This window comes from Burkholderia sp. 22088 (genome assembly GCF_052045915.1).
Classification (GTDB): domain Bacteria; phylum Pseudomonadota; class Gammaproteobacteria; order Burkholderiales; family Burkholderiaceae; genus Burkholderia; species Burkholderia cepacia.
This window is the reverse complement of sequence record NZ_JBQEPY010000024.1, coordinates 97,156-121,848: the sequence shown is the minus strand read 5'-3', so window position 1 is coordinate 121,848 and position 24,693 is coordinate 97,156. Positions and strand designations below refer to the sequence as shown.

General features: G+C 65.2%; 21 protein-coding genes and 1 pseudogene. 11 read left to right on the top strand and 11 right to left on the bottom strand.

Annotation, left to right across the window (positions count from 1 at the left end; translation table 11 throughout):
- The first annotated feature begins 273 nt into the window (after positions 1 to 273).
- A complete protein-coding gene (locus ACTJLD_RS36095) occupies positions 274 to 1,074 on the top strand; it encodes a phosphodiesterase (RefSeq protein ID WP_060194202.1) in 801 nt (266 codons plus the stop codon).
- Between the two features lie 408 nt (positions 1,075 to 1,482).
- Here ACTJLD_RS36095 and ACTJLD_RS36090 read toward each other — a convergent pair whose 3' ends face one another.
- From ACTJLD_RS36090 to ACTJLD_RS36080, 3 genes are all read right to left on the bottom strand, one after another.
- Positions 1,483 to 1,626, bottom strand: coding sequence for a hypothetical protein (locus ACTJLD_RS36090; protein ID WP_175925440.1), 144 nt, complete (start codon positions 1,624 to 1,626; stop codon positions 1,483 to 1,485).
- A gap of 177 nt (positions 1,627 to 1,803) precedes the next feature.
- A complete protein-coding gene (locus ACTJLD_RS36085) occupies positions 1,804 to 5,070 on the bottom strand; it encodes a hypothetical protein (protein ID WP_440661132.1) in 3,267 nt (1,088 codons plus the stop codon).
- Positions 5,071 to 5,079: 9 nt separating this feature from the next.
- Complete coding sequence (locus ACTJLD_RS36080) at positions 5,080 to 6,495, bottom strand: hypothetical protein (RefSeq protein ID WP_226151388.1); 1,416 nt, start codon at positions 6,493 to 6,495, stop codon at positions 5,080 to 5,082.
- A 206-nt stretch (positions 6,496 to 6,701) separates the two neighbouring features.
- Between ACTJLD_RS36080 and ACTJLD_RS36075 the strand changes: the two genes are divergently transcribed.
- Entirely contained in the window at positions 6,702 to 7,757 is a 1,056-nt protein-coding gene (locus ACTJLD_RS36075) for a helix-turn-helix transcriptional regulator (protein ID WP_226151387.1), read from the top strand.
- A 381-nt stretch (positions 7,758 to 8,138) separates the two neighbouring features.
- Here ACTJLD_RS36075 and ACTJLD_RS36070 read toward each other — a convergent pair whose 3' ends face one another.
- From ACTJLD_RS36070 to ACTJLD_RS36060, 3 genes and pseudogenes are all read right to left on the bottom strand, one after another.
- Positions 8,139 to 8,543, bottom strand: coding sequence for a nuclear transport factor 2 family protein (locus ACTJLD_RS36070; protein WP_440661130.1), 405 nt, complete (start codon positions 8,541 to 8,543; stop codon positions 8,139 to 8,141).
- A gap of 33 nt (positions 8,544 to 8,576) precedes the next feature.
- Positions 8,577 to 9,041: pseudogene (locus ACTJLD_RS36065) on the bottom strand (alpha/beta hydrolase fold domain-containing protein); the annotation flags it as partial.
- Positions 9,042 to 9,235: 194 nt separating this feature from the next.
- On the bottom strand, positions 9,236 to 10,153 hold the full coding sequence (locus ACTJLD_RS36060; protein WP_113046046.1) for a LysR family transcriptional regulator: 918 nt from the start codon (positions 10,151 to 10,153) through the stop codon (positions 9,236 to 9,238).
- A gap of 141 nt (positions 10,154 to 10,294) precedes the next feature.
- Between ACTJLD_RS36060 and ACTJLD_RS36055 the strand changes: the two genes are divergently transcribed.
- The 3 genes from ACTJLD_RS36055 (at position 10,295) to ACTJLD_RS36045 (ending at position 13,038) form a co-directional block, all read left to right on the top strand.
- Entirely contained in the window at positions 10,295 to 11,059 is a 765-nt protein-coding gene (locus ACTJLD_RS36055; RefSeq protein ID WP_059492642.1) for an SDR family NAD(P)-dependent oxidoreductase, read from the top strand.
- A gap of 83 nt (positions 11,060 to 11,142) precedes the next feature.
- A complete protein-coding gene (locus tag ACTJLD_RS36050; RefSeq protein ID WP_440661129.1) occupies positions 11,143 to 11,850 on the top strand; it encodes a pirin family protein in 708 nt (235 codons plus the stop codon).
- A gap of 351 nt (positions 11,851 to 12,201) precedes the next feature.
- Positions 12,202 to 13,038, top strand: a complete 837-nt coding sequence (locus tag ACTJLD_RS36045; protein ID WP_021157880.1) for an alpha/beta fold hydrolase — start codon at positions 12,202 to 12,204, stop codon at positions 13,036 to 13,038.
- A 138-nt stretch (positions 13,039 to 13,176) separates the two neighbouring features.
- Here the strand turns inward: ACTJLD_RS36045 and ACTJLD_RS36040 are convergent, their stop codons facing one another.
- Positions 13,177 to 14,064, bottom strand: a complete 888-nt coding sequence (locus ACTJLD_RS36040; protein WP_264164939.1) for a LysR substrate-binding domain-containing protein — start codon at positions 14,062 to 14,064, stop codon at positions 13,177 to 13,179.
- Between the two features lie 198 nt (positions 14,065 to 14,262).
- Here ACTJLD_RS36040 and ACTJLD_RS36035 point away from each other — a divergent pair, with 198 nt between their 5' ends.
- Positions 14,263 to 14,913, top strand: coding sequence for a LysE family translocator (locus ACTJLD_RS36035; protein ID WP_060084123.1), 651 nt, complete (start codon positions 14,263 to 14,265; stop codon positions 14,911 to 14,913).
- Positions 14,914 to 14,969: 56 nt separating this feature from the next.
- The gene (locus ACTJLD_RS36030; RefSeq protein WP_059697202.1) at positions 14,970 to 15,344 is read left to right on the top strand and encodes a gamma-glutamylcyclotransferase family protein; all 375 of its coding nucleotides are present in this window, start codon (positions 14,970 to 14,972) and stop codon (positions 15,342 to 15,344) included.
- Positions 15,345 to 15,386: 42 nt separating this feature from the next.
- Here the strand turns inward: ACTJLD_RS36030 and ACTJLD_RS36025 are convergent, their stop codons facing one another.
- Positions 15,387 to 16,076, bottom strand: coding sequence for a DUF3142 domain-containing protein (locus tag ACTJLD_RS36025; protein WP_060174754.1), 690 nt, complete (start codon positions 16,074 to 16,076; stop codon positions 15,387 to 15,389).
- A 43-nt stretch (positions 16,077 to 16,119) separates the two neighbouring features.
- Positions 16,120 to 18,300: a hypothetical protein gene (locus ACTJLD_RS36020; RefSeq protein ID WP_440661126.1), complete on the bottom strand. Its 2,181-nt coding sequence runs from the start codon at positions 18,298 to 18,300 to the stop codon at positions 16,120 to 16,122.
- Positions 18,301 to 18,730: 430 nt separating this feature from the next.
- On the opposite strand from ACTJLD_RS36020, the gene ACTJLD_RS36015 reads away from it, so the two are divergent.
- The 3 genes from ACTJLD_RS36015 to ACTJLD_RS36005 all read left to right on the top strand — a co-directional run bounded on the left by ACTJLD_RS36015 (position 18,731) and on the right by ACTJLD_RS36005 (position 21,838).
- Positions 18,731 to 20,272 carry a hypothetical protein gene (locus tag ACTJLD_RS36015; protein ID WP_440661125.1) on the top strand — a complete coding sequence of 514 codons (1,542 nt, stop codon included), beginning with the start codon at positions 18,731 to 18,733 and terminating at the stop codon, positions 20,270 to 20,272.
- A gap of 32 nt (positions 20,273 to 20,304) precedes the next feature.
- Positions 20,305 to 20,637: a hypothetical protein gene (locus ACTJLD_RS36010; RefSeq protein WP_034196211.1), complete on the top strand. Its 333-nt coding sequence runs from the start codon at positions 20,305 to 20,307 to the stop codon at positions 20,635 to 20,637.
- Between the two features lie 148 nt (positions 20,638 to 20,785).
- Positions 20,786 to 21,838 carry an AraC family transcriptional regulator gene (locus tag ACTJLD_RS36005; RefSeq protein ID WP_440661123.1) on the top strand — a complete coding sequence of 351 codons (1,053 nt, stop codon included), beginning with the start codon at positions 20,786 to 20,788 and terminating at the stop codon, positions 21,836 to 21,838.
- A gap of 45 nt (positions 21,839 to 21,883) precedes the next feature.
- Here the strand turns inward: ACTJLD_RS36005 and ACTJLD_RS36000 are convergent, their stop codons facing one another.
- A complete protein-coding gene (locus tag ACTJLD_RS36000; RefSeq protein ID WP_440661122.1) occupies positions 21,884 to 23,296 on the bottom strand; it encodes a 3-deoxy-D-arabino-heptulosonate 7-phosphate synthase in 1,413 nt (470 codons plus the stop codon).
- Positions 23,297 to 23,518: 222 nt separating this feature from the next.
- On the opposite strand from ACTJLD_RS36000, the gene ACTJLD_RS35995 reads away from it, so the two are divergent.
- Entirely contained in the window at positions 23,519 to 23,761 is a 243-nt protein-coding gene (locus ACTJLD_RS35995) for a hypothetical protein (protein ID WP_440661121.1), read from the top strand.
- Positions 23,762 to 23,867: 106 nt separating this feature from the next.
- Here ACTJLD_RS35995 and ACTJLD_RS35990 read toward each other — a convergent pair whose 3' ends face one another.
- Complete coding sequence (locus ACTJLD_RS35990) at positions 23,868 to 24,629, bottom strand: 2-keto-4-pentenoate hydratase (RefSeq protein ID WP_060125431.1); 762 nt, start codon at positions 24,627 to 24,629, stop codon at positions 23,868 to 23,870.
- Between the last annotated feature and the right edge of the window lie 64 nt (positions 24,630 to 24,693).

Below are 24,693 nucleotides of genomic sequence, written 5' to 3'. Positions count from 1 at the left end.
GTCGAGATGTGAGCTTTCAGGCAGTCAGCGTCAGGTCGGGGCTGGGATTGCTTCGTTGTTGCTTCGTCAGGGGGCGGGATCGGCCAGAAGCGGTCTTTCGTGCTCCACCACCCAGCGCCTGCTTGTCATCCCGAATCAGCCACCCGGACGCACAATTGGGAGCGCGTGGAGCAAGATCGTTGCCACAGAAAGGCTCTGTCGATGGGCGAATTTTGTCCGGCCCAGAATCTCTGTGATCCAAGTACCGGCAGGTCAAATTCAACGGAGCGCTGAATGACGGTCATCGCACAACTTTCGGATATTCATGTCCGGCCTCACGGTGTCCTATATCAAGACGCTGTGGACTCAAATGTCATGTTTTCGGCAGCTGTCGATTCGCTGAACCGCATTCGACCTGAGCCAGACCTGATTGTCATCTCAGGCGACCTTACGGACGAGGGCACCGAAGACGAGTATCAAAAACTTCGCGAATTGCTTGTCGAGTTGAGGCGACCGTTCGTGGTTCTGCCGGGTAATCATGACGACCGTGGCAATTTGCGAGCCGCGTTCTCGGATCACGCGTGGCTTCCGAACGAGGGTGCACTCTCGTTCGCGCTAGACTTGGGCGAACTACGCCTCGTGGCGTTGGACACCTCCGTTCCTGGACTACATCACGGCGAACTGGACGCCGAAACCTTGGCGTGGCTCGACAGTGAACTTACCGAGCATCGCAGTCGAACCGTGGTTATCGTCATGCACCATCCACCGTTCATGACCGGCATTCCTTATCTGGACATCTACGGGTTGCGAAATGCGGATGCATTTGCCAGGGTTCTTGCGCGGCATAGCAATGTAGATCGCATTCTTGCCGGGCACGTCCACCGGTCAATGCAGACGCGTCTTGGGAGCGTTCCGGTAATCACCTGCCCGAGCACGACCACCCAGATTGCGCTGTGCGTTGAAGCGGACGCGCAGCCCGCTTCTTTTCTCGAACCACCCGCATACATGCTCCATCGCTGGACAGGTCGCGGTCAGTCAGCGGTCTCCCACTTGTGTTACGTGGGGCATTTCGAAGGCCCGTTCCCCTTCGCGTAAGCGCCCTCGTCGAGTACACAGCGGTCGATGACGTACGAGGCATTCGCATGCTATAGGCAGGCAGCGACCGCTTGTTACCACTGATCAGACATCTCGACTTTCGACGTCAAGCTCCGCAACGGGTTGCCTACCGCCGGTCGAGCCGCACCGAGCGCCAACCGGCGACTTCCGGCCACAAACGGCCGTTCACATGAGTCGTCGGTAGGACGTCCAGGCGTCGGCTCCGCCCCGTAACCGGCCATCCGTTTGTAAAAGACGAATGCTCCTTTATCGGCCTTAGCCGACGTTCACCATCGATTCTGCCGTTGGCTGCAATGGACTGCAAAGCGGACGTCGGCGGGAGTGAGCCCGAGGGAAGCCTAGATCGATCCAGCGCATGGCGTCTGCATCGCGTTGAGCGTGCCGCGTTCAGGCCGGGCGCGACACCGAATCGATCGCATCGCGGCGCACCTTGTCGACGTATTTCCCGAACGCGATGCTGGAGAGCAGGCCTGCCGCGAACGTGATGGCAAAGGCGGCGAGCGTTTCGAGTGCCGAGTTGTTGTAAGGCATGGTGTTCGACTCCTGTGAGGGGATGGCGTCAGCGCCAGAGTGCGTGACTGACTTCATGCTAGGTGCGCAGCTGGACGCGCCGTGTCCGGATGCGCTGCGAATCCGCTGAAATCACGCCGATGAAATGAAACGCGGCCGCTCGTGGCGGCCGCGTGGTTCAGCAGGGTTCAGCGCGGATCAGGACTGCGGCAGGTAGCGATAGTGTCCGATGCGCAGCACGGTTTCCTCGTGCCGATTCTCGTAGTACACGGCCAGCAGGTTCGTGTCGTTGGCGGTCAGGTGGTTCCAGTGGCCATCCTCCATGCGTAGTTCCTCGAAGCTGAGCCCGTCGTCCTGGCTCACCAGCATTGCTCCGCCGCTGCTCGAGGTAATCAGGCTCAGGTCTCGCAGCGCGAAGCATTGGCCGATGTGGATCGGTGTGCTGCGATGCGTCCACGCATAGCCCTTGTCGGAGGTGAACAGTTCCGACGCGACGCACATCAGGCTGCCGCCCGAGCCGAGGTGAACCGATGTCGTGCTGGACACGGTGTAGCGCGAGCTGCTGTCCCAGTCGCATTTTTGCCACGCTTTGGCCGCGCCGTAATACATGACGAATGGCGGCTCCTCGGGCTTCTTCTTGTCGCGTATGTACGACGAGTCGTATTTGCAGAACGCCAGCAAGCCATTGCGGCCGGGCAGCGCGCAGATCCTTTCGATCTCCACGCCCTCGTCGGTGCGCGGCGTCTGATCCCAGAGCTCCCAAGGGCCGGCGAGATCGGTCGCGCGGAACACGAGGGTTTGCGCATACGAGCCCGACTTGGTGGTGTTGGAAAAGAAGCCTTTTTCGACATAGCTGTAACGCTGGTATTTCGTCGCGGTCCACAGCCACATGCCGTTGAAATACACGATGTCCCGATAGGACAAGTGCCCGTCATTGAGCGACAGATTGTTGTTGTTCGCGGGCGCGGGGCCGGCACTGTGTTGCCAGTTCAATGCATCGTGCGAGTAATAAAGGCCCTCGGGGCGCGGACCGCGCGCCCACGAGCGGTTCCATGCGATCCACACGCCGTTGACGATCTCGAGCTTGTTCAGGCTGACCTTGTATTCGGGCGCATCAAGCCACACCTCCTGCCACTGCAAACCGTCTTCGCTTCGATAGAAGCGGTCCTTCGAATCGATGCTGGCCACTACCAGCCAGATCTTGCCGTCGGTGCGGATGTGAGTGATCTTCTCCGCTTCGCACGGCGGCTGCGTTACTTGCTGCCATTCGAGACCGAGCCGGTAGCGCTCGCCGTCCTTCACGATCGGCACCGACCGCTTCTCCAACTGTTCCAATGCCTGCTTCTGCTGCCATTCCGCGCGTTTGCGTTCCTTGATCGCGATGACCGAGGAATCGAAATCGCCCTTGACGAAAAACTCGAGTTGCTCGGCGGCTTCGGTGCACGCGCTGGAAAACGCATTGAGCGTGTGATCGAGCTGGTTGTAGTAGCGCTGGAACTGGTCGCCCCAGTCTTCGTTGTCGGTGGAGTCGTCCAGCACGTAATCGGAATAGACGATGTCGTCCGAGAACTCGAATTCGGGCAGGTCCCAGCGCGCAATCCGGCTGTTCGCCGCGTACAGCGCCGATCGGTGCTCCGACAAGAAATCGCGTGCCTTCTTCCGGAGTTCGTTGAGGCTCGACAGCGCCGAACGCCGCCCGAGGCTGTAGGCGGCGGAGCCGGCCTTGTCCACCAGGCCGCCCAGGAAACCGCCGTCGGACGGCGGCATGTAGTACGTATATTCCATGGCCTTCATGGACACACTGCCCATTTCCAGCGTGATGCGCAGATTGGCCCAGTTGGCCACGCTCAACTGCTTGAGCACCTCGGAATAGCAGGCCTCGAAACGCAGCGCGCGGTAGCGCACCGGGTTCTTCCAGCCCTGCGTGCTCGCGTTCAACTGCTGGGCCGCGTCGAGCACGGCGGCGGGGTCCTCGCCGTTCACCATCAGCAGCAGGTTCGGCAGGCTGTCCTTCAGGTTCGCCGGTTTGAGCAGGCCAAGCACGATCTTGATCGCCGGGCTTTCGATCGGCTTTTGCGCGAGCGTCAACAGGAAGAAGGCGTCGAGCAGCCAGGTCGCTTTCTTGTTCTCGTCGTCGAGCAGGGCCTGCATGATCGGCTGGCAGCGCAGTGCTTTGCGCGGATCGTCGGCTAGCGCGAGCACGTCTTGGCGCAACTCAGGCACGCCAGCATGGTCGGCCAGCAGCGCGATGAATTCGCGCGCCGGGCCGTTGAGCGCCGCGGCGTTGTCCACGCACAAGGCCAGCAGCAACAGGTAATCGCGCTTGGCTTGTTGGCTGCCGCAGGCGTCGAGGAAGCTGTGCGCGGTGATGTCCGGCAGCGACGACACCAGCGCGATCTGCCCCGGCGCGGCTTCCGCGTCCAGAGCGGGCTCCTCGGGCGGCACGTCGAGTCCGTGCTGATCGCGATACACAGCGATCGCCAACTGGCCTCCGCCGATGATTTCGCAGGTCAGATCGCGAATGCTGTAGGTCGCGGCTAGGCCGTTCAGCTCCTGGCCGAAGAATTTGGCGATGATTTTCTCGCGCGCCGCGTCGCTGGCGCACAGTTCAGGGTCGCCAATCAGGTCGGCGACCCTCTCGTAGTGATCGGCCAGGAAATACAGCGCGTTGAAGCCGACGCCGGAAATCGACTTCTGGATATAGGCCGAGTCGATGTCGTGCGCATCGGTCGACAGCGCGACGGTGGCGCGGTATTGATCGAGGCCCACCACGCCGATCTGATCGATCAAATCATTGATGAAATCGAGCAGGCGCACGGTTTTGTCGCAATTCACGCCGAGCTTTTCCAGCGTGGTGATGAGGTAATTGCCGACTTCGCGGCCGGTCAGCATCGCGCCCGGATGCTGGCGAAGGAAATCGTAGGCAAGCCGCAGAACCAGCAGGTTCTTGGGGATCGGCGCGAAGCGCCGCTTGTTGGCCTCGATACTTAGCGCCCAACTGCTGAAATTCGTGTTGTTCTCGACATGGCGCAGGCGCTGATCGATCCGGTCAACCGCCTGTTCGAGAAAATCCCGGGTTTCGATGATCACTTCGTTCATCGTCCCGAGGTTGTTGCGGATGACCGCGATGCTTTGCGCCGTGATCAGGTTCTGCTGCTGCAATTGCTGCAGGTAATGCCACGCAAAGCGCTGCATTTGCAGCATGTCGGCCTGGTTCAGCGCCTGGTTTTCGGTGGTCTTGCCGCTAACCGCATGGGTCAAGCGCTTGAAGAAACCGGCTTCCGCTTGGCGCGCCAAGCGCTCCTGGCTGGCCGTGACGAGCCTCGATGCGTCCATCGCCAATTGCTGCGTGACGGTGGCATTGGCTCGGTGCTTTTCGACGAGCGCGGTGATTGCCGCGAGTTCCGAACTGTCGAGCGGTGCCCCGAAAATTTCCGCGGGTTCGCTCAGGCTGGCTTGATTCATCGTGATATCTCAGAGATTGTTGATCTTATTTTTCAGGCGCGTTCCCTGCGCCTGCATGGTCTTGATTTGCTGATCGAAATGGCGCTCGGACAACATGAGCCCCTGATGAAATCCCGCGAAATACGTCTGCGATTGTTGCAGGTACTGCAAGGCGCCATGCGCGTCCAAACCGTTCGCTACCACCTGTTCGGTGGCCGCCAGGGTCAGCTGGAACGACTTCTCGATGTGATTGTCGAGCGCGATATTCATCGCCAGCGAGGTGATCATGCCGCCCACCAGGTTGCCGATCAGTATGCCCACCGGGCCGCCCAGCGCGCCGATCGAGCCGCCCACTGAGGCGCCCACCACGGCGGCGCCGGTCTGGAAGATGTTCTTGCCGGTGCGCGTTTCCAGCTCGTCGCGCGTCATCTTGCCAGCCGCGAACAGCACCAGACATTGCACAAGATCCACGGCGCAGACCGTCGCGCCGGCAATCGCGCCGCTGGCCAGGCTGGTCTGGAACGCCGAACCCGAGAACAGCGACGGCAGCGAGCGCGCTGCGAGGCTGACGCTGGCGGTGGCCGCGCCGGCCTTCAGGGCGCTGTCGCCGGCCGCGATCGCGGTGTCGCGCAGGATGCGCAGCGCCGCTTGCTCGGTGCTCAGTTCGCCGTCGCGCAACAGTTTGATGCTCTGGAAGGTGTTGATGCAGCCGGCCGTCACCGCAGTGATGACGGCCGCCGAACCGGCCGCGCGCAGGCTCTGTTGGACCGTGGCTCTGTTCAGATAGCCGTCCTGCATGCGTTGGTGCATATCCTTGCCTTGCTGCGTGCCGGCGCCGAGCTGCTCGGCCTCGGTCTTGCTGAGCGGGGCGGATTGCACGCCATCCAGCTCGATCTGGCCGGCTGTGTTGTCGCGTACCTTCTCGGCCGCGCGCGCCACCTCGGGGCGGGTCTGCTGATTCTTCAGCACGGTCTTGTGCGCGGACGCCTGGACGCCCTCAATCTGATCGGACGGGCCGATGAAACGGTCGGCCCGCTCGTAATGGTGAACGCCATCGCGGGTCGAACGGAAGGCCTTCTGAGTGGCGTCGGCGTCCTTGAAATACTTCAGTTGCGCGCCCAGCACCTGCTCGCCGTCCTTCATCACTACGATGTCGTGCGTCGGATCGTTGCGCGTCAGCGGGGTTTGCTTGAAGCCGTCGGTGAAGGCGCGCACGTCCTTGTCCTTCAGGATCGCATCGAGATTGAAGGATTCGGCGTGAAAGGTTTCGGCCGCGAACCCCCCTTTGATCGCAGCGTTTTGCGCGGTGGCCGAAATATTGCCCATGATGGTGTTGGCCTGATTGATCTCGCTGATCATCTGGCCGATTTTCCGGGTGGCCTCGGCCGGCCAGATCGGACAGACGCTGACCGACTTGACTAGGGTTTTCTGGTATTCGTTATTCATCACCGATCCTGACTGAAGTCGTGGCTGAGTCGATATTAGGCGCTGCGATAATCGAAGGAGGGCGGCGGTTTCGCGCCGGCGAGTGTCTCGCGTTCGAGTCGGGTCATTATGATTTGGGATCTGGACATGGCATGTCCGGGTCGCGGCCCAATATGGCAGCATGCTCGGTATTCACGCGTGTTCGAACCAAGACATCCGCTCCACTCATGCTCACACTCGAAGAAAAAATCGTACTCGACGTCATGGCGTCGCAATCGCAACGCGCCTGGCCCTCGGGCGAACTCAAAAGCGCGGTGCTGGCGCGTTTGCCGCAATTGGGTGAAAAAACCGTGCGGCGCCTGTTCGTGAAATTGCAGGACGCCCGTTTGATTCAACGCAATGGCGAGGGCCGCAATACCCAATGGACGCTGTTGGCGCGCGGTCCGCGTGATTCCATCCGCCCGCCGGTCGATCTTTCACTGGCCCTGCTGAAATTGCGCCAATTGGCAAGACACCATGTTCCCCCCGGCGTTATCGGCGATTTTCAGGAATATCTTGAGGGTGCCAATCGCGTATTGGGCATGTCGCCGTCGGATTCGCGCATTCGCAGCGCGCAGGCCTGGATCGGCAAGACCGCGCGGGTCGAGCCCGGCTATCCGATGCTGGCGCCCGAGGTCGACGACGCGGTGTTCGATGCGGTGTGCGCGGCGTTGTATCGCGACGAATCGCTGGCCATCGCCTATCGCGCCGCCGACGTGCCGGAGGGCGGGCTGCGCGACTACCTGGTGCTGCCTTACGCGATCGTGGAAAAAGCGCCGTTCTGGTATCTGGTGGTGAGCCTACGCCGTTCGAGCGGCGCGCAGGGTGCCCCGTTCCTGCTGCGCATGGACCGCATCTCCACGGTGCAGTCGCGCGGGTTCATCATGCAGCGTGACGCCGGCTTCGATCTGGCCGCTTTCATTCGCGGCGAAAAAATCTTCGAATGGTTTCCGGAGCCGCCCGAGTCGGTGGTCCTGCGTGTGACTGAGCCGAACGGCGTGCGCAGCCCGTTTCGCGCCGCCCGGCTGGCTGACGATCAGCGCATTACAGAAGAGCCCGGCGGCTTCGTGCTGAGCGCGACGCTGACGCCTTCGCTGGCCCTGCGCAACTTGCTGCTCGGACATGTCGCGACGGTGGAACTGCTGGCGCCCGATCATTTGCGCGCGGAGATCGCCGCAGAGTTGAGCGCAGCGGCGCGGCGATACGAAGGCGCGGCCATGATGCCGGCGCAGGCGGCCGAATAAGGCCGCCGGGCGCGCGGTGCTTCAGTTGGGCGATGCGTTCGGCATGGCGAGGTAGAGGCAGGTCGGTAGACAGATCCTCGTGATCAGGCGATTCCCGTTGTGGACGATGACGAGGTCGACACCCGCTTTGCGGTCCATTGCGGCCATCGGCGGAGTCAATGGGAATGGCTGCTATGGCCGAACCGTTGTCCCGCAGAAGTCGGTGCGGATGACCGGGCCACTCGGATACCCACCGTTGAGCCCGGACGACTCGACCGGCGGCAGTGGGCCGAACTGCGCCGGTCGCGCGTTGTAGTGCGGCGACCGGCTGCGTTCGGCCAGCCGGGATGAAACATCGGCAGGCCGCTTCGATTGATCGAGCGGCCTTTCATCGTCATCTCTTCAATTGGGCTGCGCCGTCGAGAATGCGTGTGCCGCAGCCATCGTATCCAGTGCTTCGCGCAACAGCAGGATTTTGCCGTCGCGTGCCACCAGCCGCCCTGCGTACAACTGGCGATAGGTTTTCCCCGTCGATGGAACGAGCGCTTCGACTTCATATTCGGCGAATACCTGCTCAGGCGTTTCGATCAGCAGCCGCACGTTTCGGAACGCAAAATCCGGCACTTTCGAGAGAAGCGAGGCGATGAAGCCTTCGATCGCTTTTGGCCCTTGTGCTTGCCCGTCGATGCCAAGCGACTTCAGATAAGGGAGTTCCAGCACGCCGTCGTCGGCAAACAGTGCGCCGGCTGCGTGTGGGTCGCGAATCGAATCGAGGTAAGCGAAAAGCAGTTGTTTGGCGTTGTTCATGATCGGCTCGATAAAGGCGTGAAAGGATGCGATTCATTGCAGACGCGTCTTCCACGCAGTCGCCATCTGCTGCACGGCAGCGCGCGTCGGTGCGTCGGCAGCAAGCACGTTGAGCAGGCCAAAGTCGTGGATCGTGCCTTTGTACCGGGTCGTCGTCACGTCGTTGCCCGCCTGGTCGAGTCGATATCCATATGCCTCGCCTTCGTCGCGCAGCACGCCGAACTGCGCCGTCTGGATGAGCGCGGGCGGCAAGCCCTTCAATTCGTCGAGCGAGGCGCGCAGCGGCGACGCATAGCGTTCGTTGCGCTCGGCTTCGTCGATCGTGTAGGTATTCCAGAACCACTTCATCAAGTCGCGGCTCAGGAAGTAGCCATTGGCGAAGGCGTCGTACGAGGCATTGTCGAACGAGTGGTCGGCCACCGGCCACATGAGGCCCTGGAAGCGGATTGCCGGGCCGGTGGCGCTGTTCAGCGCGTCGAGGAAGGCAACCGCCGCGGTATCGGGCGTGTTCGGTGAGACTTGCGTGTTCATCGTGATTCTCCTTTGCCTGGTTGAGTGGCTTGCGACGTGATGTCGTGCAGCCGGTGGAAAGGAGAATACGGATCGGACGTTATTGTCGAAATAGAATCGTGTGAAATCCATCATTGCATGAATGCAACGATGGACGCCGGCTGATCAACTGCGCCGATGGATCATTTCGGCCACCGCCATGTTGGCTCGGTAAGGTGCTCGGCAAAATAATCCGACAGCGCCGCCACCTTCGCGGGCCGCGCGCGCGCCGATGGCGTAACGAAATAAAGACCGCCCTTCGTCAGCGACCAGTCGGTCAGGATCGCCTCGAGGCGGCCATCGGCCAGGTATTCGCCCGCGATGAATTCAGGCAGCTCGGCGATCGCCAGGCCATCGAGCAGCGTCGGCAGCAGCGCATCGGAATTGGTCACGCGCAGCGGGCCCGTCGGCATCACCGGTTCCTCCTCGCCGCGGTCGTTCGTAAAGCGCCATACAGCGCTACGCGCGCGGTACGCGTACGAGAGACAAGGACGATCCGCCAGTTCGCGCGGATGCGTAGGCCGTCCTTCACGCCTCAGATATTCCGGCGACGCCACCACGAATTGCGTCACTGCGCACAACCGCCGCGCGACCAGGGATGAATCCGGAAGCGCGGCGATACGCAGCGCGGCGTCGAATCCATCGGCGACCAGATCGACCGACGCATCCGACAGATGCAGGTCGATCGACACCTCCGGATAAGCGCGAAAGAAGCCCGGCAGCAGCGGCGCAACCCAGCGCAGCCCGTACGACATCGGCACGGCCAGACGCACCAGCCCGCGTGGCTGCACCGACATTTCGCGTGCCGAGCTTTCCGCTTCCTCGGCCTGTCGATAGATCTCGCCGGCTTTCTCGCTGATTGTCCGGCCGAACTCGGTGAGCGAGAGCTGGCGCGACGTGCGATTGAAAAGCCGTGCGCCCAACCGCTCTTCCAGGCGGGCGACACCGCGCGAGACCGTGGCGACCGACACCCCCGTCGCACGCGCCGCAGCCGCAAACGACCCATGCTCGGCCACCTTCGCAAACATCGCGAGCCCTTCGAAATCAGGTAGTTGAGCCATTTCCCCTCATCATTTCATTTATGCAACGTTTGATTGCGATTAATTCTATTTCGAAAAGATCAGGCCGTCGATATTCTCCTCACATCGCAGCACGCAACACCGAACGCAGTTACCCACTTACCAACCGCAAGGAGAATCACCATGGCACGCAAACTCGACAACAAGATCGCACTCGTCACCGGCGCAACCAGCGGTATCGGTCTCGCCACCGCTCAACGCTTCGCGGCGGAAGGCGCTCACGTCTATCTCACGGGCCGCCGCCAGGCCGAACTCGATGCCGCCGTGCAGGGCATTCGCGAAGCCGGCGGCAAGGCGACCGGCGTACGTTCGGATTCCACCAGGCTGGATGAGCTCGACGCGCTGTATGCACAAATCAAGGAAGAACAGGGGCACCTCGACGTGCTGTTCGTGAACGCCGGCGGCGGCTCGATGCTGCCGCTCGGCAGCATCACCGAAGCGCACTACGACGACACCTTCGACCGAAACGTGAAGGGCGTGCTGTTCACGGTGCAAAAAGCGCTGCCGCTGCTTGCCGAGGGCGCATCGGTGATTCTCACCGGCTCGACGGCGGGTAGCGCAGGCACCGCGGCGTTCAGCGTGTATTCGGCTTCGAAAGCTGCGGTGCGTGCCTTTGCACGCAGCTGGATTCTCGACCTCAAGGAGCGCCGCGTCCGCGTGAACACGATCAGCCCGGGCGCGACTCGCACGCCCGGCCTGCTCGACCTCGCCGGTGACGACGCCACGCAACGGCAAGGGCTTGCCGATTACCTGGCTTCCCTGATTCCGATGGGGCGCCTCGGTGAACCGGAAGAGATCGCTGGCGCGGCGCTGTTCCTGGCCTCGGACGACGCGAGCTTCGTGAACGGTATCGAATTGTTCGTCGACGGCGGCCAGCAGCAGATCTGAGCCAGGTTGAGCACGCGGGGTGTGGTGGTCGCGGTCTTCGACGATCGCGATCTACGCCCGGCGCACTCGAATCGAGCATCGTCATGATTGAACATCGGCCTTTTCCTTCGCTTGACGCAATCTGGCGCGACGGCGTTGATGTCCGCCAACATTTCCGCGCGGGCGACGTCGGGCACGCCGACCATGCGCCGCTCGGTCCGCTCCATATGTGGAACGACATCGAATTCGCGCAGCACGCGGGCCTCGGGCTTCGTGCTCACCGCGACGTCGAGATCGTCACGTGGGTACGTTCGGGGGCCATCACCCACGAAGACGATGCGGGCAATCGCGCGCGCCTGGTTGCCAATTCCGTCCACGTGATGAGTGCCGGCACGGCGATCCATCACGCCGAGCGCAACGAGGAAAACATACCCGCGCGGCAGTTCCAGATCTGGCTCCGTCCGCACACACCTGCCAGTACGCCGCGCTGCGCGACGCGCGTCTGTTCGCCCGGATGTCGCGAGGGCCGATTCGTTACGCTGGCGAGCGGCGATCCGGAGGATGTCCGCGCCGGCGCGTTGCCCATTCACGCCGACGCACGTTTGCGTATCGCGACGTTGCGCGAAGGCACGGCAATGCAGCACGTTTTGCCGACGCCCGGTTCTGCTTACCTGGTTACGGATCATGGGCGACTGGACGTAGGGCCGATCAGGCTGGCGCAACGCGATGGCATTGCCGTTCGCGATGAAACGCGGCTCGTGTTGAGGGCGCGAGACGACACTGATGTCGTGATTGTCGAGCTCTTACGCTAGGACAAGGGCGCCATTAGGGCGTGCCGCCGCCCCATTCATTGCTGTTTCTGCGTTCGGGAAAACGCGCCTGTGAGAGTTGGGTGGCTGTTTTGGGGTGAACCGCAGACGTTGATACTGACGTTGCCAGTGGCAGAGATGGGTCGAACTGACTCAGCCGACCTGACGCCGTCTGTTCGGCCCATTCCAGCCTTATACAGCTGACGCAGCCCCATCGTTCGCCCTTCGTGGCAGCGCCCACGTTGACCGGATTGCCGACGCTCGCTTGCATCGTGGCGTCATCATTTAACAATACTGTCCGATAATGGCTCCCGGCCAGTGTGCCATGTTCATCCACGTCACAGGAGCATCGCGATGCCATACGTCACAACGAAGGATCACGTCGAGATTTTCTATAAGGACTGGGGCCCGAAGGACGCGCAGCCCATCATGTTCCACCATGGCTGGCCGCTGTCGAGCGACGACTGGGATGCGCAGATGCTCTTCTTCGTCCAGAAGGGCTATCGCGTGATCGCGCACGACCGGCGCGGCCACGGCCGGTCGGCGCAGGTGTCGGACGGCCACGACATGGATCACTACGCGGCCGATGCGTTCGCGGTCGTCGAAGCGCTCGACCTGCGCAATGCGGTGCATATCGGCCACTCGACCGGCGGCGGCGAAGTGGCACGCTACGTCGCGAAGCACGGCGAGCCGGCCGGCCGCGTCGCGAAGGCGGTCCTGGTCAGCGCGGTGCCGCCGCTGATGCTGAAAACCGATTCGAACCCCGAAGGCTTGCCGCTCGAGGTGTTCGACGGTTTCCGGAAAGCGCTCGCCGACAATCGCGCGCAGTTCTTCCTCGATGTACCGAGCGGCCCGTTCTACGGGTTCAACCGCGAAGGTGCAACCGTGCATCAAGGCGTCATCCGGAACTGGTGGCGGCAGGGGATGGAAGGTAGCGCCAAGGCGCATTACGAAGGCATCAAGGCGTTTTCGGAAACGGACCAGACCGAAGACCTGAAGTCGATCTCCGTCCCGACGCTCGTGCTGCATGGCGAGGACGACCAGATCGTGCCGATCGCGGATGCCGCGCTGAAGTCGATCAAGCTGCTGAAGAACGGCACGCTGAAAACCTATCCGGGCTATTCGCACGGGATGCTGACGGTCAACGCGGACGTCCTCAACGCCGATCTGCTGGCTTTCGTGCAGGCGTAACCGTGACGCTCGGCGCAGGCCCGCTTCGGCGGGCTGCGCCGTTTTTGGACGGCTGGCGGCACCGGGTAACCGTGGCCGGTAGCGCCCGTCAGCCCCGTCGCGCCGTCGCCCAGGCGGCCGGTTCGCCGGCCGCAGGGTTCAGCCCGGCCCGTTGAAGCGGATGCCCGGAAACGTCAGGCGCGGCATCCGGCCTTCCAGGAACGTGAGGAGTTCGCGCACCTGCGCGGCTTTGCCGGAGTCTTCCGGCCAGACGAGGTAGTACGCGTCGCCGGTATTGACGGCCGTCTTGAACGGCAGCACGAGCTGCTTCTCGTCGATTGCCGTCGCGCACAGCGCGAGATCGCCGATCGAGATGCCGTGGCCGGCGATGGCCGCCGCGATGCCCTGTTCGAGCATGTCGAACACCTGCCCGCGCGTGATGTCGACGTCCAGGTCGTGCCCGCTGCCCTTGAGCCAGCGGCGCCAGTCGCGCCGGTCGGGCGACGGGTGGATCAGCTCGCACGCCGCCGGATTCGTGCGTGCGACCGTCGCGGTCGCACGCGAGCACACCGGAATCAGCCATTCGTCGAACAGCTTCACGCACTGCGTGGCCTCGCCGAACTTGCCCGTGCCGAGCAGGATCGCGCAATCGTAGGATTCGCTGAAGAAATCGACGGTGTCGACATCCATCCACACGCTCGCGATCTGCACCTCGAATGCGGGCCGCGTGTCGCGAAAGGCGGCCAGCGCGTCGAGCAGCCAGCGCATCGTGAGCGTGGACGGCGCCTTGAGTCGCAGCACGTCGCGTTGCGACTGGAACAGCATGCAGGCTTCCTCGATCTGCCGGAAGCCGCGCCGCAGGCCCGACGCGAAGATCTGCGCTTCCGCCGTCACGGTCATCCTGGGCCCGCGCCGGACGAACAGTTTCCGGCCGAAGTAGGCCTCGAGCGTCCTGACGTGCTTGCTCACCGCGCTCTGCGTGAGGCTCAGTTCCTCGGCGGCAAGCGTAAACGAGCCGGTGCGCGCGGCGCTTTCGAATGCGCGCAAGGCGTAGACAGGGGGGAGCGGTTTGGCCTTCACGGGGTTTGAATATGAATAAAACTCATGTCAATCGACAGGATTTTCCGTTTTTCAGCAGCAGGCCGGGCGCGCCATACTGCAAAAAACCGTGCAATCCGCCGCGCTGAATCCAGATGATGCCATCGTAGCGCGCACGCGCGTCGATCCATCCAACAACTTTTTGTCATGGCACTCCATTACCCGCTGCTGTTCGCCTATCTCGCCGCGATCGTGTTGCTCATCGCGACGCCCGGCCCCGTCGTCATGCTCGTGGTCGGCACCGTCGCGCGGCGCGGGTTCCGCCAGGGCATGCTGACCGCGGTGGGCGCGAATGCCGCGAGCCTCGTGATGATCGCGGGGGCGATGCTGATGGTGTTCGGCGTCGTGCTCGTCAGCGATCGCCTGCTCACGGGGTTGCACGTGGCGGGTTGCGTCTTCATCGCGGTGCTGGCCGTCCGGACGCTGCTCGGCGAATGGCGCGCCGGCCGTACGCGCGACGGCAACGGTGCCGCACCAGGCGAACCGGCGTCGCAGGCGTGGCGCTTGCCGGGGGTGGTGCGCGGCTTTCTCGTCGGCATCGCGAACCCGAAGGACCTGCTGTTCTTCGTCGCGTTCTTTCCGCAGTTCGTCGGCATCACGCCGGATTCCCGCGTGAGCCTGGCCATCCTGGCCGCGCTGTGGATCGCGGTCGATTTCACGATCATGACCGGCTACATGGCCGCGATCAACCATCCGCTGATTCACCGCAAGCAACGATGGATCACGGCCTCGTCGGCGGGTGCGCTGCTCGTGATTGCGCTTGCCGGGCTCGGCGGCGCGATCGCGGGTGGCGCGTAAGCCTGCGGGCGATCTGCGTTACGTTTCGTTTGTCCTGTTTTTTGTCGAGTTCAATCATGTCCGGCACCGCCCCGACTTTCTCCGAGCACCTCTTTTCCTATGGCACGCTGCAACTCGAACCGGTGCAGCTCGCCACCTTCGGCCGCAAGCTCGACGGTCGCGAGGATGCGATGCCCGGTTACGCGATGACGATGCTGAAGATCGACGATCCGGAGGTGGTCGCGACGAGCGGGAAGACGCATCATCCGGTGGTGGCTTATACCGGCCGACCGGGCGACCGCGTCACGGGCACCGTGTTCGCGATCACGCGCGAGGAACTGCAGCACGCGGACGACTACGAAGTCGACGCGTATCGCCGCGATCGCGTGGTGCTGGAATCGGGCGTCAGCGCGTGGGTGTACGTGGATGCGGGTTCGCCGCGCCCGGAATGAATCCGGGGCACGGGAACGATCGACGTCGTCGCGTGTTTCCCGCTACTCGTTGCGCAGGAACACGACATAACCGCGGAACCACGGGTTTGCCGCGAGGTAGGGCGGCGCATCCCATTCGCCGCCCTGGATGATGCCGATGCGAAACGGCAGCTGCAGCCGCGCGACGCGCGGCAGGTAGTCCGCATAGTCGGGGATCGTGCGGCGGCCCTGGTAGGTCTGCACGACGACTTCGTCGACGATCCCCCTGAGCTGGTTGACCTGGTCGGTATCGATGCGGCTGCTCCAGTCGAGCAGCCCCGTGATGCTCAGCCGGCAATCGGCAGGCAGCGTCTCGCGCAGCGTCCGCAGGAATTCGAGGTAGTCCTGCAGGTGGCGCGTGCGTGCATCGAAGTCGATCTGGATACCGGTGATCGTGCGACCCGACGCGCGCCAGCGTTCGAGTTGCGCGAGCATGATCTGCGTGACGCGCGGCGTCCAGCGCAGCGTATGCGCACGATAGACGAGCCACACGCGCGCATGCGGCGCGGGTGGCAGCGCGACGCCCTGCGCGATCACGCGTACTTGCGACTCGTCCCGCGGCGATGCCTCGATCTGCCCTTGCAGCACGTAGACGGCGCGGGCGCCGCGCACGACCGCCTGCGGCTTCACGCCCGCCCACAGCCAGAACGTGTCGTACTGCGCGGCATCGACGGTGCCGGCCAGTGCGACGCGTCCGGCCAGCAGCAGCGCCATACACGTGATAAACGCGACATACGCGACACGCTTCACGCGGCGCTTACCAGTAGTAGCGGAGTTTCTGCGCCCACACGCTGCCCGCGTAGCTGGCCTTCAGCGTATCGAACCAGCGCTTGCGCACGTTCTTCGGCACGTCCTTGCCGCCGCATTCGTTGGAGCCTGCCGGCGCATAGCACCTGATCGCGCGGTAGTACGCATACGCGCGGTCGTTCGGGTTCGCCTGCGCATCGGCCATCACCGTCACGTAGCTCGACATCCGCTCGTACGGCTTGCCCGCGAACTGCGACGGCGCCGCGCCGAGCGTCGGCGGCACGCGCGCGGCGTTCGCCGCCGACGCGTTGCGCATCCACGGAGGCACCACATCGCCTTCGAGGTTGGCCGTGAGCGGGTTGACGCGCACGAACTCGGCGAGGCAGTTCAACCCTTTCGCGTCGGCCGGATTCTGCTGGAGCGTCGCCGCGATGTCGCGCGCGGACGGGCACGTGTAGCCGTCTTCGGTTTTCGCACCGGACGCGACGAACGGCTTCAACGGATCGGCAGGCGTGCCGGACACCAGCGCGGCATCGGCGATGAACTCGGCGTAGTGCGAACGCGTGAGTTCCTTGTACAGCAGCGTGTACAGCGCGGTGTCGCGCAGCGCGCCGCCGGCCGCCGGGTTTTGTGCCTGCGCGCGCAGCAGGTCCGCGTTGGCGGCGCGCCGCAGCAGCACGGCGCGGATCGCGGCGTTCTGCACGGGCGAATCGTCGGCGAACGCGTCGTTGACGAGCCCGGCCTGTTCCAGGTTGATCGCGAGCGCGAGTTCCAGCGCCTCGCGCTGGAAGCGGAATTTCGCGAGCGGGATCAGGTCGCGCCACAGCTGGCGCGCCTTGTCGGCCTGGCCGCTATCCTCCAGCGCGAACCCGCGCAGCGCCTGCTGGCTCAGGCCGAAGTAGTCGAGCGGCTCGGCGGGCGCCTGCGGCAGCAAGGCGAGCGCGGCGTCCGGCTTGTGCCCGATCTGGACATACCAGGTCGCGAGCAGGTAGTCGTAGAGCGCGGGCGCGTTCGCGAAGCGCGGCTTCTGCGCCTGCAGCTCGTCCAGGGTCAGCGGCTTGCTGCGGCTCGAATCGCTGTTGTCCGACGTGCGCATGCGCAGCAGGTCGACGGTCGCGAGCACGGTCGGCGACTGGATCTGGCGCGCGTCGAATTCCGAGCCGAACAGCAGCTTGCTGTCGAGTTCGTTCGCCAGCTGGATCAGCGGCACGTTCGACGTCGCCGGCGACCAGCGCGCGAGCGCGTGGCCGTACAGGTCGGCCTGCTGCGTGACGTTGCCGCCGAGCCACGCGACCCGCCGCAACAGCCCGTTCGCGGAGGTCGCATAGCGTCCCTGCGGATAGATCTTCAGGTAGGTGCGAAACACCGTATTCGCGGCGTCGAGCGACACCTTCGTCACGCGGCCGAGCGACGGCGTCGGGTTGTCGTTGTCGAACACGTTGGCCTGCGCGGCGTTCAGCTGCGCGCGCCCGGCCATGTAGAGCCCGGTTTCCTTCAGCCACGGGTTCGCGCTGTGCGACGCGTTCGCGAAGGCCCGGGTCGCGGTGAGGAAGTCGGCGCGGTAGAACGCGTTCGTGCCGTCGAGATACGCGGCGAACTGCTGGCCGAGCGGCGACTTGACCGGCGGTTTCGTCCACGCGGCGCTCGCGGTGCCGGCGGCGCAGGTCTTCTGCGCGATGTCGGCACGGGCCGCGCGCAGGCGTGCGGCTTCGTCGGCGGGGAGGCCGCCGGCATCGCCCAGTGCGTCGTTGAACGCGTCGGCGCCCGAGTTCATGCTGCGGCAGATGCTGCCTTCGCCGTCGGCGTAGCGGTTCGACGACGCGTCGCCATCCGCCGCGTTGTCGGCCTTGGCGGTCGTGTCAGGCTCCTTCTGCCCGATGTAGATCCACCCGGAGAAGTCCATCGGAAACGGCACGATGATCTGGTTGATCCGGTCTTTCGCGGGGATCGTCTTCGGGTCCGGAAACGCCTGCGCGACCTTGGCGCTGTCGACCATCATCAGCATCGCGTTGATGCGCGTGTCGTTCGCGGGGCTCAGCATCGGCAGGTTGGCGCACGAGTAGGCGGTCTGCCGGAGCGTGGTGGGCGCGTAGCAGCCATCGTCGCCGCTGGCATGGGCAGCCGGAATCCAGAACAGGCCGGCCGCCAGCGCGGCGAACAGGTGTCGGTGCAGCAATGGGTTTCTGGGCATTTTTTTCTTGTGCCGGGTGTGGGGCCGCAGCGGCCGGGTCTCTCAGGTGAGGCGTTTCGCCCCGGCGCGTATCGTACCGCACCCGCGGCCCCGGCCGCGAGCGCGCGCAGGCGGGCTCGCGAAATGGAAGTCCACTCAGTGTGGACGCATCGCCACCTTGAATCCGGACCGCCTGAATTAAGATGCAGCCGGCAGCGACGGACCTTCGACGATAGACGTCGGCCGTCGTCCTCGCTGCCCGAAGGGGGCGGTCTGCCGAAGGCGGTGTTCGCATCGATCCGCACGACGGAGCCGAGCATGACGGGGGCGAACGGACGCCGGTTTTCGTGCCTGTTCAATAGCATTGCTTATCAAGAAGCCGATCGGTGCGGTACAGCGTGTCGGCGAACGGCAGACGAGAGTACGCCGGAAAGAGAAAAAGAGGATTCCGATGAAACCCATTGCATGGATGGTCATGGCAGCCGCGCTCGCGCTGTCCGCATGCGGCGGTGACGACGTTGCCACGAACGGCGGCGCATCGTTGTCGTCGCCGAACAATCCCGGTTCACCGTCCGGTCCGACCTCGCCCGGCGGCGGTTCGAACGGCGGTTCAAACGGCGGCTCGAACGGCGGCTCGAATGGCGGGCCGACGGGCGGCGGGACCACGCAGCCGCAGGCCGGCTGGTCGAAGGCCGCCGCGGTGGACGGCAAGGGGCCGGAAGGCGAGCCGAGCGTGACCATCGACGCGAGCGGCAACGCGCTCGCCACCTGGATGACCAACGGCACGGCCGGCACGACCGGCAACGAGATGTGGGGCGCGCGCTATGTGCCGGGCTCGGGTTGGGGAAGCGCGACGCGGCTCGACACGAGCGACGGTTCGCATGCGATGAATTCGCTGACCGGGGTGCAGCCGCAACTGGTCGGCAACGCGAGCGGGCAGGCGGTCGCATTCTGGACCGAGTGGACGCCGGGCCCCAACACGTACGCCCTGTGGGCGCGCCCGTACACCCCGAATGGCGGTTGGGGCACCCCGGTCGCACTGGTGCCGGACATGGCCGGTTCGTCCTATTCGGCCGGCATGGACAGCCAGGGCAACGCGCTCGTCACATGGACACAGTCGATCAGCCTGCTCGACACGCGCATCGCGTGGACGCGCTATACGCAGGCCGGACAGTGGTCGCCGACGGCGCTGGTCCAGATGCCGGTGCAGACCGGGCCGGGCGCGGTGACCGGCGATACGGACAACGTGAGGCCGATGCTGTCGGTCCTGTCGTCCGGCCGCGCGGTGCTTGCATGGCGGCAGACCAACCATACGAAGTCGGCGCTGTGGACGGCCACGTACGACGCGACCAACGGCTGGACCAACGTCAACCAGGCCGTATCGAATACGAGCCTGTTCACGACGATCATCTCGCCGGTCGCCGGCATGGACGCGAAGGGCAACATCACGCTGCTCTGGGGGCAACTCGACGTGACGGGCGGGAAGATCTACACCGCCACGATGTCGCAGCGCTACGTCGCCGGAACCGGATGGCAGCCCTCGCAGCCGGTGGCGCCGGCGATCGTCGAGCCGACGGGTTTCATCGCGACGCCGATGCTCGCCGTCAACGAAAACGGCGTGGCCGCCGCGATGTGGGCGGAAGGGGGCGCGGTCCTGCAGGCGAGCGTGTCCGATGCCGGCGGAAACTGGGGGACGCTGCAGCGGCTGACGGAACACCTGAACGGGGCGGCGCTCCAGTACCCGCCGCTGGTGATCGACGCGGCCGGCAACGTGACCGTCGCCTGGCAGGACACGGGCACGCCGAACGCGTCGCTCCTCCTCGTGGCCGGCTATCGGAACGGGGCGTGGAGCACGTCGACGCTGGATCCGCAGGACGGGTCATGGCCGGCGCTGGCCGTCAATGCCGCGGGGGCGATGGCGCTCGTCTGGCAATCGTTCGTCGCGAACGTCGGCAGCCAGATCCAGTCCAGCTTTTTTACGCCGGGCTCGTAATCGTGCCCCACCGGGAATTCGAAGGAGAAACCATGAAGCAGATCCTGCAATGCGCCGTCACCTTGCGGACGGCGCTGGGCGCGGCGGCCGCCGGCCTCGTGCTGTCCGCGTGCGGTTCGACGCAGATGAACATGGTCGACGTGCAGACGTCGACCGCGAAGACGCTCGGGCTCGCGTCGTCGGACGAGATCACGATCGCCAACGTGCAGTACGGGAAGAAGGACGGGCTCGGCGGCCAGAAGGTGAGTTACGACGCGACGACCGGCAAGGGGCGGCGCTTCGGCTGTACGGTGTTCATGATTCCGGGGCTCACGCCGATCGATCGGCCGACGTACAACAACTGGGAATGCCATCCGCAACGCTGATGGCCGCGACGACGACGGCACCCGTCACGGGGCGCCCGTCGACCGCCTGGGTGGACGATGTGCCGCGCCGGCCTTGCGCCGGCGCAATTTGGTCCGATAATCTGCGAACCGATCTATCCTCTCGTGTCGGCTCGATAAAAACACTGTCATGGATCAAGCGGCATTCGTCCCCGTTTTCAAGTTTCGCACCATCGACTACCCCGAGCGGGACAGGTTCCACGTCTGGGTCAAGGACATGCTGTGCGACTGCCGCCTGGAAGACGACGGCGGCCACGGCGTGTTCGACGCGGAAGCGAGCGGTGCGGCACTCGGCCCGCTGATCCTGTCGGGCCGCCACTGGCGATCGCGCGCGCCGGCCTACCGGGTTCATCGGACCACGCGGCGGATCCGCCTCGACGGACAGGATTCGATCCGCTTCACGCTGCTGCTCGGTGGCCGGCTGGCCAGCCACACCGGCGGGCCCGAACTGGTCAAGGGCGCCGGCGACGTGTTCGTGTACGACGTCGCGCAGATCAACGACTGCAGGGTCGAGGCCGGCGACGTGATCAGCCTGGTCGTGCCCAGGTACCTGCTGCCGAGCCATGCGGCGCAGGCGCACGGCCAGACGCTGACGAGCGGCGTCGGGCGGCTGCTCGGCGACCACATGCTGTCGCTGTTCCGCAATCTGCCGAATCTGCGCACGCACGAGATCCCGAGCATCGTCCAGTCGATGCTGCTGCTGCTCGCCGCGGCGGTTGCCCCGACCGCGCAGGCGCTGCACGACGCACGCGGCCCGATCGACGGGGCGCTGGCCGAGCGGGTCCGCCGCTACATCGACGTCCATCTGCTGGAGCCCGACCTCGATCCCGACCGGATCTGCCGCGACATCGGCGTGTCGAGAGCGCGGCTCTACCAGCTGTTCAAGGAAGACGGCGGCGTGATGCGGCAGATCACGCGGCGGCGGCTGCGTCACGCGTACCACGTGCTCGGCGACCCGCAGCGCCGGCATCAGCGCATCGCGGAGATCGCGTGGGCGCACGGTTTTCCCGACGAGAAGTATTTCCACCGGCTGTTCAAGGCGGAGTTCGGCCATACGCCGAAGGAAACGCTCGAATGCGCGGCCGCGCCGATTCTGCTGCCGTGCGATGCGGCCGGCGATCGATGGGCGGATGGCGGCCGGCTGGCGGGATGGACGCTGCCGTTCGGCGTGCTCACCAACTGAGCGGGCCGCGCGTTCCGGCCGCCGCGCGGCGGCGCGTTTCGTGCGTCACGCGTACACGCTGCTGGCCGCACCGCCTTCATCGACCTCGTCGATCGCGGCTCGCAAGTCGTCGATCGCCACCATCAGCTCGCGCACCTGCCGCAACGACGGGTACTGGTGCAGCACCGCATGCCATTGCGGCATCGTCAGCAGCGCGTGCCAGACGACGCCGAGGCCGTCAGGAACGGTGTGCGGCTGTTGCGCGAGCGCGCTCGCGTACTCGAGGCTGGCTTGCGCCGACAGCAACTGCATGCGGCTCGCGGCGCCCAGCAGGCGCGGCGTCGCGTCGGCGGACGCATCGCAGCAATAGAGCACTTCCCGTTGCAGCGCGGCGTCGTCGGTCGTCAGCGCCCGCAGCGACGCGCCGTGCACGCGCACCGTGCCCTGGTGCGTCTCGAACGAATAGATCGTGTCCGGGTCGGCCTGCGCGAGCAGGGTCAGGCCGCGCAGCAGCCGCGGCAGATCGGTCGTCGCGGCATCCGCGGACGCTTTCGCTTCGACGAGGAAGCGCACGTTCCACGCGGGCGCCGGGTCGTCGCCGCGAGGGCGTTCGAGCAGGATCGCGTCCCATTCGGTTTTCGCGCGATCGTGCCGGCCCGGTATCGACGACGGCACGCGCATCGACGTCACCACCCGGTACGTGCGGCGTGCGTCGACGGCGTCGAGCCTGCGGGCCAGCGCGTCGAGCGCCTGCGCGGCCAGCGCTTCGACGGCTGCGCCGCGCTGCTGCGATGCGACGCCCTGTGCAACGGCGACCGAGCTGCCTTCGAGCGGACCCTGGCGGACCCACAGCGCACGATAGCGGCGCACGTGCTCGTCCGATGCCAGGGCGTCGACGCGCAGCAGGCGTTCGAGCGCGGGGCTGTCTTTCAGCTTGACGATGTCCTGTTCGAAGGCCAGGTCGGTCTTCATGTCGGGCAGTGCGAGCAGGTGCCGCAGCGTGTCGTGCAGATCGGCCCACGACGCGCCGGTGGCGGCCGCATGCAGCCGCGCGAGCCCGTCGCGTTGCCACGGCCGGGCGCTGCGCTCGAGCTTGGCCGGATGCGCGATCGCGTTGACGGCCGAGTGCAGCGCGCGACGGTCCTGCTCCGCGTGTGCCGACAACGACGCGTATTCGCGCACGCTCGGCGCATCGTGCCGCAGCACCGCGGCCTGAAACGCGGGATCGCCGGAATGCGTATCCATCGCATCGCGGATCATCTGCGCGAGGGCGTCGATGAAGCGCTGCCGCAGCGCCGCGTTGGGCGTGTGCCCGTCGCTTCGCATCCTGCGCGCTTCCTCGATCACGATCGCAAGCGCGGCGGCCGGGTTCGCGGCGTCGGCCGGCGACGACGCGCTGTCGAGCGGCGGCAGCCGGTAGCGTCGCACGACGGTGCGCAGGGTTTCGTCGAGCAGGGCGGGAAGCGGTGTCAGCGACATGTTCGATATCGGCGTGAAAGCGGTGCGCATGCCAAGGGGTAGGGCGCGGTGCGCGCGGGGATGTGCAACGTTATCACGTCGTACGGAAGATGCAGGCGGGCGCAGCGCGCTACGGGCGGTCGTTCAAGGGGATGTCGCCCGCCGGCTCGCTGATCGTCGGGGCGATCGTGCTGGTGCCTGCCTGCCAGCCTCGCCGCCGACCGTCCGTGGACGCTTCACCCGTTGTCGCGCTCGCTGCCGGCACGGGCGGCGATCGCGTTCATCATCTACTTCCGGCTCGTGCAGACGCTCGGTTCGGTCGGCACGACGGGGCGCAGGCCTGTTTGCGTAAGCTGTTCGGCATCGGCATGGTGCTGCTCGGGGGAGTTGCTGTCGGCATCGGCGTGGCTCGGGCTCGTGTGCGCCGTTGCCGGCGTGGCCGCGATGACGTTGCCGTCACGACAGTGCGCGCAGCCGCGCGCCTGACACTGGTCACGAACCCGGCCGCGCAACGATCGCGGCCGTCGCGCTGCGGCCAGCGATCAGCGATCAGTGACCAGCCCGGTCAGCCGTGCCCGCGCGCACGCGTGCATCAGGCCGTCAACGTCACCGACAAACTGCCGAGCTCGCCGAAGCGAACCGTCAGCGCATCGCCGAGCGGCACGTCGATCGCGCCCGCATACGATCCGGTCGTCACGATCTGCCCGGCGCGCACCGGGTCGCCGCGCGAGGCGAGGAAGTTGACGAGCCACACCAGCGGCTTCAGCGGATCGCCGTCCGGATGGCGGCCGTCGATCGTGCGGTTCAGCGCGCCTTCGAACGACAGCGCCAGCGTCTCGAGCGGCACGTTCAGCCCGTCGGGCACGACCGGGCCGACGCATAGCCCCTGGTTGAATTGTCCGTCGGCCAGCAGCTCGAACTTCGACGCGCGCGCGGGCTCCGCATAGCGGCAGCCGAGCACCTCGAGCACGATGCGCACCTCGCGGATCGCGTCGCGCACGTCCTGTTCGTCGTACGGCTGTTCGCGCGCGGGCAGGTCGCGATCGAGCACGAACGCGATTTCCGGTTCGATCCGCACGATCGGGCCGCCGACGACGCGGTACGGCGCATCGGCCTCGCGGATCGTCGACGCGAAGATCGGTGCGAGGATCACGCGGTCGGGCGGCGGCAGCGCGCATTTCCATCCGCCGACGGATTCGCCGAGCAGGTCGGCCACGCGCTGCTGGATCGCGAGCGCGGTGTCGATGTCGTCGGGGCGCAGTGCATCGGGCAGCAGCGGGCCGGGCGAGCCGGCATGGCGGGCGGCGACGAGATGCTGGGCGGCGCCGTCCACGCGTTCGGTAGTCGTTGTCATGTCGGTTGAGCGAGTTGAAAGTGGGCCGGCAAATAAGGGCCGGACGAAAGTCGCACATCCGATG

Coding starts and splice junctions, on each gene's coding strand:
- ACTJLD_RS36010 (WP_034196211.1), top strand. CDS start 20,305: ATGAAGCAGATCCTGCAATGCGCCGTCACCTTGCGGACGGCGCTGGGC.
- ACTJLD_RS36060 (WP_113046046.1), bottom strand. CDS start 10,153: ATGGCTCAACTACCTGATTTCGAAGGGCTCGCGATGTTTGCGAAGGTG.
- ACTJLD_RS36055 (WP_059492642.1), top strand. CDS start 10,295: ATGGCACGCAAACTCGACAACAAGATCGCACTCGTCACCGGCGCAACC.
- ACTJLD_RS36025 (WP_060174754.1), bottom strand. CDS start 16,076: ATGGCGCTGCTGCTGGCCGGACGCGTCGCACTGGCCGGCACCGTCGAT.
- ACTJLD_RS36075 (WP_226151387.1), top strand. CDS start 6,702: ATGCTCACACTCGAAGAAAAAATCGTACTCGACGTCATGGCGTCGCAA.
- ACTJLD_RS36015 (WP_440661125.1), top strand. CDS start 18,731: ATGAAACCCATTGCATGGATGGTCATGGCAGCCGCGCTCGCGCTGTCC.
- ACTJLD_RS36000 (WP_440661122.1), bottom strand. CDS start 23,296: ATGTCGCTGACACCGCTTCCCGCCCTGCTCGACGAAACCCTGCGCACC.
- ACTJLD_RS36030 (WP_059697202.1), top strand. CDS start 14,970: ATGTCCGGCACCGCCCCGACTTTCTCCGAGCACCTCTTTTCCTATGGC.
- ACTJLD_RS36085 (WP_440661132.1), bottom strand. CDS start 5,070: ATGAATCAAGCCAGCCTGAGCGAACCCGCGGAAATTTTCGGGGCACCG.
- ACTJLD_RS36005 (WP_440661123.1), top strand. CDS start 20,786: ATGGATCAAGCGGCATTCGTCCCCGTTTTCAAGTTTCGCACCATCGAC.
- ACTJLD_RS36070 (WP_440661130.1), bottom strand. CDS start 8,543: ATGAACAACGCCAAACAACTGCTTTTCGCTTACCTCGATTCGATTCGC.
- ACTJLD_RS36050 (WP_440661129.1), top strand. CDS start 11,143: ATGATTGAACATCGGCCTTTTCCTTCGCTTGACGCAATCTGGCGCGAC.
- ACTJLD_RS36080 (WP_226151388.1), bottom strand. CDS start 6,495: ATGAATAACGAATACCAGAAAACCCTAGTCAAGTCGGTCAGCGTCTGT.
- ACTJLD_RS36035 (WP_060084123.1), top strand. CDS start 14,263: ATGGCACTCCATTACCCGCTGCTGTTCGCCTATCTCGCCGCGATCGTG.
- ACTJLD_RS36090 (WP_175925440.1), bottom strand. CDS start 1,626: ATGCCTTACAACAACTCGGCACTCGAAACGCTCGCCGCCTTTGCCATC.
- ACTJLD_RS36095 (WP_060194202.1), top strand. CDS start 274: ATGACGGTCATCGCACAACTTTCGGATATTCATGTCCGGCCTCACGGT.
- ACTJLD_RS35990 (WP_060125431.1), bottom strand. CDS start 24,629: ATGACAACGACTACCGAACGCGTGGACGGCGCCGCCCAGCATCTCGTC.
- ACTJLD_RS36045 (WP_021157880.1), top strand. CDS start 12,202: ATGCCATACGTCACAACGAAGGATCACGTCGAGATTTTCTATAAGGAC.
- ACTJLD_RS36020 (WP_440661126.1), bottom strand. CDS start 18,300: ATGCCCAGAAACCCATTGCTGCACCGACACCTGTTCGCCGCGCTGGCG.